This is a genomic window from uncultured Vibrio sp., assembly GCF_947488985.1.
Taxonomy (GTDB): Bacteria; Pseudomonadota; Gammaproteobacteria; order Enterobacterales; family Vibrionaceae; genus Vibrio.
The window spans coordinates 1-13,006 of the sequence record NZ_CANLBV010000105.1; the positions used below are offsets into that span (position 1 = coordinate 1).

At 45.0% G+C, this 13,006-nt stretch carries 9 protein-coding genes; 5 read left to right on the plus strand and 4 right to left on the minus strand.

Annotated elements, in window-relative coordinates; translation table 11 throughout:
* The first annotated feature begins 156 nt into the window (after positions 1 to 156).
* Positions 157 to 1,188: a DUF4917 family protein gene (locus Q1A70_RS16995; RefSeq protein WP_299694315.1), complete on the plus strand. Its 1,032-nt coding sequence runs from the start codon at positions 157 to 159 to the stop codon at positions 1,186 to 1,188.
* A 15-nt stretch (positions 1,189 to 1,203) separates the two neighbouring features.
* Here the strand turns inward: Q1A70_RS16995 and Q1A70_RS17000 are convergent, their stop codons facing one another.
* Positions 1,204 to 2,754 (minus strand): hypothetical protein, encoded by a 1,551-nt coding sequence (locus Q1A70_RS17000; RefSeq protein WP_299694312.1) that lies wholly within the window; start codon positions 2,752 to 2,754, stop codon positions 1,204 to 1,206.
* Between the two features lie 262 nt (positions 2,755 to 3,016).
* Here Q1A70_RS17000 and Q1A70_RS17005 point away from each other — a divergent pair, with 262 nt between their 5' ends.
* On the plus strand, positions 3,017 to 3,301 hold the full coding sequence (locus Q1A70_RS17005; RefSeq protein ID WP_299694309.1) for a hypothetical protein: 285 nt from the start codon (positions 3,017 to 3,019) through the stop codon (positions 3,299 to 3,301).
* 389 nt (positions 3,302 to 3,690) lie between these two features.
* On the opposite strand, the gene gcvP is transcribed toward Q1A70_RS17005, so the two are convergent.
* From gcvP to Q1A70_RS17020, 3 genes are all read right to left on the minus strand, one after another.
* On the minus strand, positions 3,691 to 6,600 hold the full coding sequence (gcvP, locus tag Q1A70_RS17010; protein WP_299694306.1) for an aminomethyl-transferring glycine dehydrogenase: 2,910 nt from the start codon (positions 6,598 to 6,600) through the stop codon (positions 3,691 to 3,693).
* Positions 6,601 to 6,690: 90 nt separating this feature from the next.
* Entirely contained in the window at positions 6,691 to 7,071 is a 381-nt protein-coding gene (gene gcvH / locus Q1A70_RS17015; protein WP_299694303.1) for a glycine cleavage system protein GcvH, read from the minus strand.
* A gap of 54 nt (positions 7,072 to 7,125) precedes the next feature.
* Positions 7,126 to 8,418 carry a serine hydroxymethyltransferase gene (locus Q1A70_RS17020; protein ID WP_299694300.1) on the minus strand — a complete coding sequence of 431 codons (1,293 nt, stop codon included), beginning with the start codon at positions 8,416 to 8,418 and terminating at the stop codon, positions 7,126 to 7,128.
* 439 nt (positions 8,419 to 8,857) lie between these two features.
* Here Q1A70_RS17020 and Q1A70_RS17025 point away from each other — a divergent pair, with 439 nt between their 5' ends.
* From Q1A70_RS17025 to Q1A70_RS17035, 3 genes are all read left to right on the plus strand, one after another.
* Positions 8,858 to 9,481 carry an XRE family transcriptional regulator gene (locus Q1A70_RS17025; RefSeq protein WP_299694297.1) on the plus strand — a complete coding sequence of 208 codons (624 nt, stop codon included), beginning with the start codon at positions 8,858 to 8,860 and terminating at the stop codon, positions 9,479 to 9,481.
* Between the two features lie 523 nt (positions 9,482 to 10,004).
* On the plus strand, positions 10,005 to 11,138 hold the full coding sequence (gene gcvT / locus Q1A70_RS17030; RefSeq protein ID WP_299694294.1) for a glycine cleavage system aminomethyltransferase GcvT: 1,134 nt from the start codon (positions 10,005 to 10,007) through the stop codon (positions 11,136 to 11,138).
* A 601-nt stretch (positions 11,139 to 11,739) separates the two neighbouring features.
* Positions 11,740 to 12,816 carry a serine protease gene (locus Q1A70_RS17035; RefSeq protein ID WP_299694291.1) on the plus strand — a complete coding sequence of 359 codons (1,077 nt, stop codon included), beginning with the start codon at positions 11,740 to 11,742 and terminating at the stop codon, positions 12,814 to 12,816.
* Positions 12,817 to 13,006: the final 190 nt, after the last annotated feature.

The following is a 13,006-nucleotide window of genomic DNA, read 5'->3' on the forward strand; positions in this document are numbered from 1 at the left end:
AATCAGAGTTTTACCGACTACCAAGATATTGTGTCGAGAGTATGCACTGCATGGAATCGATTCTTGGAGCGTGCAGATAGAGTTACCAAAATGTGCACCAGAGACTGGATTAACCTGACCAGTTAATTTTCCAGATTGGTATAAAAGTAATCTGAAATGTCAGAATACCTCTATGGGTCGAACTCGGAAACACATAAAGAGAACAAGGTTATGCCACTAAAGTCTTTTCAAGAAAGGTTGGATTCGCTAGATGAAGGACAAGAACCGTCCATCCTACTAGCAAATGGCTTTTCACAAGCTTGGGATAGAGACATATTCAACTATCAAAACCTATTCACCGAAGCACAGTTCGGTGCTCGAGATGCGCAGCTAAGAGATATCTTCAATCGTTTTGAAACCTATGACTTTGAGCAAGTAATGCGAAGTCTCGAAGCGGCTGAGATTGTAGGTGATGCTTACGGTGTTGATAGAGCAAAGTTAGATGAAATAAGATCTGACCAAGAACAATTAAAAGATGCACTAATTGACGTTATCTCTAGAACTCACCCTGCACGTTCTAGCCGAGTAACCACTGCACAATTTGAATCAGCAAAGAGCTTTATCAACAAGTTCGACAACATTTTTACCTTGAACTACGACCTCTTGCTCTATTGGATTGTTAACAAGAACGATATCGAACCTTTCGGGTACATTACCGACGATGGTTTCCGTGGTCCCGAATGGGAAAACACCGATGAGCAAGATGTTTACTTCCTGCATGGTGGACTACACCTCTACGATTCGGGTTCTGCTATCAAGAAACATACGTTCAGAGCTGCCACTGACACTAGTATCGTCGACCAAGTAAGAAACAACCTAGATAACGGCAAGTTCCCCCTGTTCGTTTCTGAACCTAGTCACGAGAAAAAACTTCATAAAATCGAGCACAACCCATATTTGAATGCAGGCTATAAAGCTCTAAAGCAGCTTGATGGTGTGCTATTTATCCACGGTCATTCAATGGATGAAAACGATAAGCATATTTTCGATCAAATCAAAGCAAGCAATGTTTCGAAAGTTTTCGTAAGTATCTTTGGTGATAAGGACTCTCCTGCCAACACTCGTACAAGAGCTAACGCCAAAGCATTCATAGAGCGCCCGGGATTAGAAGTTAAGTTCTACGATGCAGCAACAGCACCTATTTGGTAATACTGATATCTGTACTCAAACGCTCTCGCTATCGAGGGCGTTTAACCAATCTTTCTCTAGCTTCTTCAGCGGATAATCAAGGAAGCACTTAAAGTAAGTCTTGAGCATTTCTTTGTCGTTACAGCTATGGACGATTTTGAGAACATCTTCTGCATCAAAGTAATCTAACTTGTACTTACTGGTACTCTCTTTTGCCCGAGACAAAAGCTCTAACGATTCTTCGGAAAACCCTCCGGACGTCCACAGTGCAAAATATAAGTTTTTCCTCTTCCAGTCTGGATGCTCCAGTGCATATTTTCTGAGAGTTGGCACCCGAACCTGAAGCCACCTTTTAATCTCATCAAATGACACTGTGCCATTGGGTTGATGACCTTTACACTCAATAAACAGAATCTCCCCTGAGTGCAGTTCAGCTATGATGTCTGACTCTGCTCGGCTACCATCCTGTGTTTTGCAAACCTCATTTAATCGGACATAGTTGGTTCGATAAGCCTTCTGAACAACGCTTGCAGAGAAATACTCAAACAATACGCCTCTGAGATTTCCAACAGCACCTTCTATTTTGCCCAACTGATCGAACAATTGATTGAATCTCTCTGGCTCTATAATGACAGCTTGAGCAGCACTCTCTAGGGTTCGCAGTAAGTTGACCAATCCCTTAGCAACATCACGACCAAAAAGACTTTCCACTGTAGCAGGTAAAACTCCGGCTTCTTTCGCCAGCTTGAAAGCATCAGATTTGTACTCGTTGGCAACAAACATCTGCATACAACGACCAACATTAGGTAGCCCCCTTAAGGTTTTACACTTCCTCAAAAACGGCTGAATACCATCATCGCTGACTTTCTTGTTCAATAGGATGTCGCAAGCGAAAAAGCCAGGCTTTATCTTGTCGTTCTGCCCGATATCAACCAAGGGTGATATATAAGATGGTCTAGCCATATCCCAAACTGTTGTGCTTACGGTAGGTAACTCTTCCTCATCACGATTTTTGAAAAGGTTGTAACTGACTAAACCTAGATTCTTCGCCCATTGAGATACTGCACTTATGAGGAGCTTTTCAGCTATCAATCTTGCTCTAATGTCAGGAAGAATGAAATCCAAGTCTTGCTCATACTGAGTAAGCACAACACATCGTCCAAAGCCATCTAAATCACGAACCGACAGAATTTCGTGCATCTCAAGACGTTCGATGATTTTTTCAGGTGGTATATGCTTTTGTTGTCGTACGGGCGCACCGCATGAAATCAAAAAGTGCTCGTAAGGCATCACTCCATCACGCTCTTTAAGTGCTGCAATTGCATACCAATAAGCAGAGTTCGTATCTTTAAATGCGGAATACAATGCTCCCCAGAAGTAAGGAGAACGATAGTCCTTTTTTAGATACACAAATTTCACATTACGAGGGAAAGGTAACCCTTCTAGACGATATATATCTTTACCTGCTCTCGAAACCCGCTTGCGAGCTGCATCATGAGATAGATGGTGTCTATCAACCAGTTCTTGTACCAAGTCCGTACTTAGACAGGGACCTATTTCCTTCAAGATATCTTCTAATAAACTCATGATGTCACACTGCGCTATATATACTTTCATTTTATGGACTAAGACTCTTAGCTAACAATACCTTATAGATAGGGTTCTAGCGAGGCATGGAATCAGACAAATTGGTGGGATATGTCACAGTCACTATAAAATCCCTATTTTACACCCCTCTATAAAGCTCTCAGAGATCGCTACAGAAAGAATTTTTTAGTTTTCTTTGTCGATCCGTTTGACAGAGCCATCAAAAAATAAGTATTAGATCTGTGCTAAACAAAAAAAATAAATGAGCATAGAAAATTTATACTTACGAGAGCTACTTATAGCTATTGAGGAAAACGATAAGAACCTCACCACTGTTAAAGATCTAGAAGCCCTAGGCATCAAGGTCTACTTAAACAACAATGAATATGAATGCCGGTTGGATGCGAAGTTCCATCTTCACTTCCAGCTCCTCGTTGAAGAGGGATTGATTGTCGATTGCGATCTGACGCCCTACAAGACCATGGGTGAAGCCGGTGTTATGGTGATGCTTGGGACATTGAACTCTGCTGCAAGATGTTTTGGCTGACTGCTAAAGGGCGAGAGCGACTAAGCACCCTAACTAAAAGTGAGGTTGGTAAATACTTTGAAGATGACTTGAAGAAGTTACCAGCCAAAGCGTTAACTACCATTGTCACGGAATCAATTAAGACGGGACTGAAAAGTCTCTTCTAGGTTGTAAAAGCTCGATGCCCCGGATTTCCGGGGTATTTTTTATCTAGTCCTACATGGATATGTCCAGGTGCATGCCAGCAGAGTCGCAGAGTTAATTAATGGCAGATAGCTTAACCCAATAACCAAAAAGCGAACCATCCGGTTCGCTTTTCTTTTCTAAAATTTAAGTCACAAACTTAATTTCAGTCACAGACTTAATTAATCTAGTCACAAACTTTATTGTGACGTGACATCAGCTACCCACTACTCTTCGTAATTATCAATACTTGGGCAAGAGCAGATAAGGTTACGGTCGCCGTAAACGTTGTCGACGCGGTTAACCGTTGGCCAGTACTTCGAGATCTTGGTTGCTTTCGATGGGAAGCAAGCCAGTTCGCGAGAGTATGGGCGATCCCATTCTGCGCCTGAAAGGTCCACTTGAGTGTGTGGTGCGTTCACTAGCGGGTTGTTGTCTAGCGGCCATTCACCGTTTTTCACTGCTGCCATTTCGTGGCGGATTGCGATCATCGCTTCACAGAAACGGTCTAGCTCTTCTAAATCTTCTGATTCAGTCGGCTCTACCATTAGTGTGCCAGCTACTGGGAAAGACATAGTAGGCGCGTGGAAACCGAAGTCCATTAAACGTTTCGCGATATCTTCTTCGCTGATGCCTGTCTCTTCTTTCAGTGGACGAATATCGATAATACATTCGTGCGCGACGCGGCCGTTAGTGCCACGGTAAAGAACAGGGTAGTGAGGACGTAGTTTATCCATCACGTAGTTCGCGTTCAGAATCGCGACTTTGGTTGCTTCCGTTAGGCCAGGTTCGCCCATCATCGCGATGTAAGCCCAAGAGATAGGTAGGATAGAAGCACTACCTAGATCGGCAGCGGATACCGCGTAATCCGAACCTTGTACACCGTTTTCAATGTGGCCCGGTAGGAAAGGAGCGAGGTGCGATTTCACGCCGATAGGCCCCATACCCGGACCGCCACCACCGTGTGGAATACAGAAGGTTTTGTGGAGGTTCAAGTGCGATACGTCTGAGCCGATGAAGCCCGGTGACGTTAAGCCCACTTGAGCGTTCATGTTCGCGCCGTCTAGGTAAACCTGACCACCCGCAGCGTGGACTTGTTCACACACCTCTTTCACTTGCTCTTCGTACACGCCGTGCGTAGAAGGGTAAGTGATCATGATGCTAGATAGATTGTCTCTATGCTTCTCGATTTTCGCTGCTAGGTCTGCCATGTCGATGTTGCCATCGTCATCACATTTCACTACCACGACCTTCATTGACACCATTGATGCCGTTGCAGGGTTGGTACCATGCGCCGAGCTTGGGATCAAACATACGTTACGGTGACCTTCGCCACGGCTTGCGTGGTAGCGTTGAATCGCGATAAGACCTGCGTATTCGCCTGATGCACCCGAGTTAGGTTGCAATGAGAATTCGTCGTAGCCTGTGATTTCACAAAGCTTCTCTTTCAGATCTTTGGCGAGCGCAGTGTAACCGGCTGCTTGCTCTAGAGGTGCGAATGGGTGAATAGAACCAAATTCAGGCCATGTGATTGGGATCATCTCAGCCGCTGCGTTCAGCTTCATGGTACAGCTGCCGAGTGGGATCATGCCGTGCGTCAGTGAGAAGTCTTTGTTCTCAAGCTGTTTTAGGTAACGCATCATCTGCGTTTCGCTGTGGTGCGTGTTGAATACTGGGTGGGTTAGGAACTCAGACTCACGGCGGCAGCTTTCTGGAATCGCGGCAAACTCGTTGAATGCAATGTCTGAAGAGAGCGCTTGAACGTCTTCTTTGACGTCGAAGATCGCGAATAGGGCATTGACGTCGTCGATGGTGGTGGTTTCATCGAAGCTGATGCCGATCTTACCGTGACCTTCTTTATCTTGGTTTTCTTTACCCTGAATAAGACGAAGGTTGATGTCTGCTGCTTGCGCTTTCGCGTACAGTGCATCTGTCTTCTCTTCTGAGTTGATTGTGATGGTATCGAAGAAGCTGTTGTTCGTTAGCTCGTAACCCGCTTTAGTCAGGCCAGCCGCTAGGATGGCTGTCATGTGGTGTGTACGGCGAGCAATAGTACGTAGACCTTCCGCACCGTGGTAAACCGCGTAGAAAGACGCCATGTTTGCTAGTAGTGCTTGAGCTGTACAGATGTTCGATGTCGCTTTCTCGCGGCGGATGTGTTGCTCACGAGTTTGCATTGCCATACGCAGTGCTTGGTTACCATGCGTATCAATAGAAACGCCGATCACACGACCTGGCATAGTACGCTTATGCTTGTCACGCGTTGCCATGAATGCAGCGTGTGGACCGCCGTATCCCATAGGTACGCCGAAACGCTGCGCTGAGCCGATGACGACGTCTGCACCCATTTCGCCGGCTGGCTTAAGTAGAGCCGATGCCAGTAGGTCAGTGGCAACCGTTACAAGAGTCTTGTTTGCTTGCGCTTTCGCAATGATGTCAGTTAGGTCGCGCACTTCACCTGTTGTGCCCGGGTATTGAACCAATGCACCAAATACGTTTTGTTCTGACAGGGTTTCCAGTGAGCCAACCATCACCTCAAAACCGATGTATTCAGCGCGTGTTTTAACCACTTCTAGTGTTTGCGGGTGAACATCGTCAGCAACGAAGAAGACGTTACTCTTGCTCTTGCCAGCACGCTTACACAGTGTCATTGCCTCGCCAGCCGCTGTCGCTTCATCAAGAAGTGATGCGTTGGCGATTTCCATACCTGTAAGGTCCATTACCATTTGTTGGTAATTCAGTAGAGCTTCAAGACGACCTTGAGAAATCTCTGGTTGGTATGGTGTGTAAGCTGTGTACCAGCCTGGGTTCTCTAAAACGTTACGTAGAATAACGTTTGGAGTGAATGTGTTGTAGTAGCCTTGACCGATGAAGGTGCGTTTCACTTGGTTTAGGTTCGCGATCGCTTTAAGCGAGCTCAGCATGTCCATTTCGCTCAGTGGCGCAGCAAGTGTCATTGGTTTTTCAAGACGGATTTGTGCAGGAACCGTTTCGTCGATCAGTGCATCTAGGCTAGTCGCGTTGATCGCTTCAAGCATTTTTTGCTGGTCTGCTTTATTTGGGCCGTTATGACGAGCAACAAACTCGTTTTGAGTACCCAGATTTTTCAGTAATTGGCTTTGAAGTAATTCAGTCATGGTATTGTTCTACTTTCTCTTTGGGACCGTGAGCTAGCCCCTAAAATTAAGCTGCTCAAGAGAGCAGCTTTATCGTAATGCGGTTGTTTATTAATCTTCTTCGATAGAGCTTAGGTATTCTTCCGCATCTTTGAGGTTGTCTAGCTCAGACGCATCAGACATCTTCACTTTAACAATCCAACCACCCTCATAAGGGTCTTCGTTGATGAGCTCTGGGCTATCTTCTAGCTCTTCGTTAATTTCTACGATTTCACCTGAGATAGGTGCGTAGATGTCCGATGCCGCTTTTACTGATTCAACCAGTGAGAAGCTTTCGCCCGCTTCAATTTCGTCGTCCGTATCAGGCAGGTCAACAAAAACAACGTCACCAAGCATCTCTTGAGCGTGCTCAGAAATACCGATAGTCACAGTACCGTCACCGTTGTCTTTTACCCACTCGTGGCTGTCTGCAAACTTTAGTGTATTGTCCATTGCTTATTCTCCAAAAAATTTATGATGTTCTAATTTAAAAATTGTAAAAACCGTTTAACGGTAAAGAGGGAAACGCTTACACAGCTCTTTAACTTGCTTGCGAACACGTTGCTCAACTTCAGCGTTGCCTTCAGGGCTTTCAACTAAGCCATCAAGTACATCGCCGATCCATTCACCGATAAGTTTGAATTCTTCAGTGCCAAAACCACGGCTGGTTCCCGCTGGCGTACCTAAACGAATACCCGAAGTAATCATAGGCTTCTCTGTGTCGAATGGGATGCCATTTTTATTACATGTGATCCCTGCACGCTCTAATGCTTCTTCTGTTACGTTACCTTTTAAGCCTTTAGGGCGAAGGTCAACCAGCATCAGGTGGGTATCGGTTCCACCAGTGACAATGTCACAACCACGAGATTGTAAGACTTCAGCCAGAACTTTTGCGTTGCTGATCACTGAATCAATATAGGTCTTAAACTCAGGGCCAAGCGCTTCGCCAAATGCGACGGCTTTAGCCGCGATCACGTGCATTAATGGGCCACCTTGAAGGCCAGGGAACACTGCAGAGTTGATCTTTTTGTTGATGTCTTCGTGGTTAGTCAGAATCATACCACCGCGTGGGCCACGAAGTGTTTTGTGCGTTGTTGTAGTAACAACGTGTGCGTGTGGTAGTGGGCTAGGGTGAGCACCTGTCGCGATAAGACCCGCGATGTGTGCCATATCAACCATTAGGATTGCGCCAACTTCGTCAGCGATTTCACGGAATTTAGCGAAATCAATCACGCGTGGGATAGCACTACCACCAGCAATAATCATTTTAGGTTGACTTTCGATAGCTAAAGCGCGAACTGCTTCGTAATCGATTTCAAGCGTGTCGCGGTCTACGCCGTATTGAACTGCGTTGAACCATTTACCAGACATTGCAGGACGTGCACCGTGTGTAAGGTGACCACCCGCGTCAAGAGACATACCTAGTATAGTGTCGCCAGGTTGAAGTAGGGCAAGTTTAACCGCTCCGTTGGCTTGAGCGCCTGAGTGAGGCTGTACGTTTACGTATTCACATTTGAACAGCTGCTTAGCGCGTTCGATTGCGATAGCTTCAACGGTATCTACATGCTCACAACCGCCGTAGTAACGACGTCCCGGGTAACCTTCTGCGTATTTGTTGGTAAGGCAAGTGCCTTGAGCTTGCATTACTGCTTTAGAAACGATGTTCTCAGAAGCAATAAGTTCGATTTGTTCGTTTTGGCGCGTATTCTCTGCTTGGATTCCAGCAAATACGGCGTCGTCCGTGCCCGCCAGGTTGGTAGAGAAAAAACTGTCTAAGCTATGGTTTTGGTAAGCGTTCATTGTCGAGACCTTTCATTAAGCTAATGGTGATTGTTTTTATAGTCCATTAGGTCTTACGTTGATTTCTGCATCGGTATCGTTTGCGCCATATAGATATAGATAAACGTGAATTGCGTTATAAATATACTCTTACAGCGTCTAAGCGATCGTTGTAGGGGCAATGCAGCACGAATTGTTTCCCAAAAAGTTCGGGTAAAAAACAGCTCTTACAAATGTTAAATCTATCATTTGTAAGAGCTGAAGTAGCATCTTTTCATCTAACAAGTCGATAACATAGCTCCGATGAAATCAATTTTCAACAAATATTTCCAATAGGAAACAACTTTTCTTGTTTTGCTACGGGGAGCACGCTTTATTTCTCTGTGTGCTCTTTAATCAACAAAGCGCTTCATGCAACAATGAAATCAATAAACAGGAAGTCACAGTCAATGAGGGATCTATGTCAGAAGACATTTATGATGAGTACCCATCTTTAACGTTAGCCAAGGAAACGCTAGAGCAAAATATCGAGCCACTTAAGCTTGGTCAGCGGATTAAAGATATTCGCAGTAAGCTTGGGATCACGTTGGAAGAGGCAAGCCAACGAACGGGTTTAGCACGCTCTACGCTAAGTAAAATAGAGAACGAACAGATCTCACCAACCTTTCAAGCGATGCAGAAGTTAGCCATGGGGCTGCAAATAGATATGCCTCAACTCTTTGAGCCACCGAAGAAAAAAGTTGCCACAGGACGCCGCGACTTAACCAAGGCGGGTCAGGGCAAACCCCACCCAACGCCGACTTATGAGCATGAACTGCTGGCGACAGAGCTTTCTAATAAGAAGATGATGCCGTTTAAGAGCCGTGTGCGAGCGCGTACCTTTGAAGAGTATAACGACTGGGTGCGCCACGACGGTGAAGAGTTTCTGATGATCATTTCTGGCGATGTGATGTTCTATTCAGAGTTCTATGAACCGGTACCGATGAGCGAAGGCGACAGCATGTATTACGATGCGACTATGGGGCACATGCTCATCTCAACCAGTGCTGAAGATGCGCTGATTTTATGGGTGACAGCCAAGTAATATAACGATTTTAAAATTTCCCATAGCATAGGCAAACGTTTGCTTTTGTTTTAAACGTTGGCTAACTCGCGCGATATTGGGGTGAAAATTATCAATATCGCGATTTTGTATGCAATGAAAGGTTGTTTTAAAATTGTTAAATGTCACATTTTGGGCTGTTTTAATCTTGTTAATGGTGTAAAACTGAAGCATGCTTGTTTACTATAATAAACATGGTTGACTCATGTTGATTTAAGTTTACTGAAGTAAACTCTTAGAAAGTGAACTGGCGTATTTTTGTTCGGCTATCGATGTTCATAAAGCTAACGAAATAAAAAACGCTAGACCTATATTTGTGGTGACTGAGCATTTGTAAATCTCAAGTTTATTTGTAAATCACAGCAGGCTTATACAGCTTAGGCTGACATCACTTTTTACTATCTACTGTTTCTAACGGTAATCACTACCGTTAGGGCGACTCTTAATCGAGATACAAGCGGCAGACTCGACTTTGGAAAGGCTGCAATGCTTCATGGAGAACATAATGACTCAAGAACACGCTAATCAAGACCTATTAAAAACACCACTGCATGCGCTGCATGTTGAACAAGGTGCCAAAATGGTCCCTTTTGCTGGCTACGATATGCCAGTCCAGTATCCACTTGGTGTTAAGAAAGAGCACTTACATACTCGTGACGCTGCCGGTCTTTTTGATGTTTCTCATATGGGACAGCTTCGTCTTCATGGTGTAAACGCAGCGGCAGTTTTAGAATCTTTGGTTCCTGTCGATATTATCGATCTCCCTGCTGGTAAGCAGCGTTACGCGTTCTTTACTAATGAGCAGGGTGGCATCATGGATGATCTGATGGTGGCAAATTTAGGCGACCACCTATTTGTGGTCGTGAATGCCGCGTGTAAGGCGCAAGATATCGCCCACTTAGAGGCTCATCTGCCCGCTGACGTTGTCATGGAATTGATTGATGATCGCTCTCTACTGGCACTGCAAGGCCCTAAAGCGTCGGAAGTTCTGGCTCGTTTCCAACCGAGGGTTGCAGAGATGCTGTTTATGGATGTTCAAAAAATCGACATCGATGGCATTGAATGCATCGTCAGCCGCAGCGGCTACACGGGTGAAGATGGCTACGAGATCTCTGTACCGAATGATCACGCTCAAGCAATAGCACGTAAGTTAACTTCAGAAGCTGAAGTCGAGTGGATTGGCCTTGGTGCTCGTGACTCACTTCGTCTTGAGTGTGGTCTATGTCTGTACGGTCATGATCTAGATACAACAACAACGCCAGTAGAAGCGAGTCTGCTTTGGGGTATTCAAAAAGTACGTCGTACTGATGGTGAACGAGCTGGTGGCTTCCCTGGCGCTGATATAATCCTTGAGCAAATCGCGACGAAAGATGTACAACGCAAGCGTGTTGGCCTAGTGGGTCAAACGAAAGCACCGGTACGTGAAGGCGTTGAATTGTTCGACTCTGCAGGCAACAAAGTCGGTATTGTGACAAGTGGTACAGCAGGCCCTAATGCAGGTAAACCTGTTTCAATGGCTTATGTTCGTACTGACCTTGCCGTTATCGGCAGTGAAATCTTTGCAGAGGTACGCGGTAAGAAGCTACCAATGACGGTTGAGAAAATGCCGTTTGTCCCTCAGCGTTACTACCGTGGCTAGGGTGTGTTGATTTTTCGAGCTGATTTTTGCAGCGAGTTGCTGGGTATTTATACCAGGCAGAGGCTTCTTATGTAGCTAGCCTACATAAGAAGCCGGTAACGTAGTAGAAATGACCAGCAAACGCTGCCCGAAGGGTTCGGCTAAAAGCGTTTTACTCTTTGTTGAGGGAGATTTGCTTAGAGTGACTAGGTTACTTCCCCCTCGCCGCGATTAAAACGCTTTCATCTCGAACGAAATTTAACCAGTAAAGGTCAACACGCCCTAGTTTGCTTTAAAACATTTTAAGTCTAACCAAAAGCCTATTGTTTGCTTTTCTTTATGGAGAAGTTCAACAGTAGGCTTTTATACGTTTAGAGACGTATTTTTGAATAGATAACTCATCACTACCACATAAACTACTACCATAGCTCGGCAGGTGGCCATAAAGATCGCTGACGAGAAGACTCGGTGAGTTGGTGTTGTTCGGGTGACGGAGCTCACTGACAAAATGAGAGGTGTGCCTGATGGGTGATAAATACTGACTATAATGACTATGGTGATGTGTTATCGTGGTGAATTATCATTTTTATGAATGAGTGGTCTGCGGCACAAGGAGTGAACTATGAATGTAAACCACGCAATGAACCCAATTCGAAAAGCCGTGTTTGGGCTTCTAGTACCCTTGCTCTATACATCAGTGCCGTTGCTTTATACATCAATGACGATGGCGACGGAAGCTACCACCGAAAGTACGTCAGATGCCAGTGTGACACCTTATATCGTCAATGGTAGTGATGCTTCGGTGAGCGAATTTCCTTCAATGGCGAGTTTGTTCATCGATCGAATTGAATATGATGGTGTGTATTCCACTGCGGCATACTGTGGTGCAACCATTCTCGACCCTAGCCATATCCTGACTGCTGCCCACTGTATCTATGGTGATGAGTATGCACAGTTGTTTACGGTTGCTGTTCCTCAAATAGAGAACACGGACGATTTTCCAGACGGCAATATTCAAAATGTGCGTGTGTCAGAAATTTATTATCGCAGTGATTACTCGAACAACCTGAATGATTTGCTGAGTAATGATATTGCGATATTGAAGCTAGAAAGTGCACTCAACATTGACTCCGTTAATGATGTGATCACGCGACCTGACGATGAGAGCTATCGTGATGTGAATAATGAGTTTGTTGCAGTCGGGCATGGTGATACACGCTCAGGTTTCGACAGTACCAGCATTCTGCAGAGCGCTGATCTTACCTTGGTTGAGAATGCCACATGTGCCGGGACATTTATTGACGGCTCAGCATTAACTGATAATCAGATTTGTTTTGTGGGTGATAGAGCGGCTTCTGGCTTATATGGCGGTACATGTCAAGGTGATTCCGGTGGCCCGGTCTATTGGAAAAATGGTTCCAGTTATGAACAAGTCGGGATCACCAGTTTTGGCCCTGACACCTGTGGTGGAAATAACACTGTAACGTCTGTCTTTACTGAAATTGTTGACTATAAAGATTGGATTGATAGTGTGATGGCAGGATCTGAAACGGCTAACTTCGTGTCGACTGATGAGAAAAGAGCCGCTTATGTTGGCGTTACTACATCGTCGAGTTCAAGCAGTGGTGGTAGTGTGTCGTTGGGTATACTCAGCGTGTTGTTTTTAGTGGGTGGTTTTAGAAGAACAATAGCGCGATAAACTCAAGCCTGTTAATTACTGAGTATCTGACAACTGATGCTAAACATTGATCGCTGAATAAGTGAATAAGTGAATAACGGCGGCGATAAAGTTTGCCGTTATTCGCGTTGTCTTATACCCGTGATCATTGAAGGTGCTTGATTTTTAGTAAAATCAGGATCATGCTACGAACTATGATAATTACACTGAC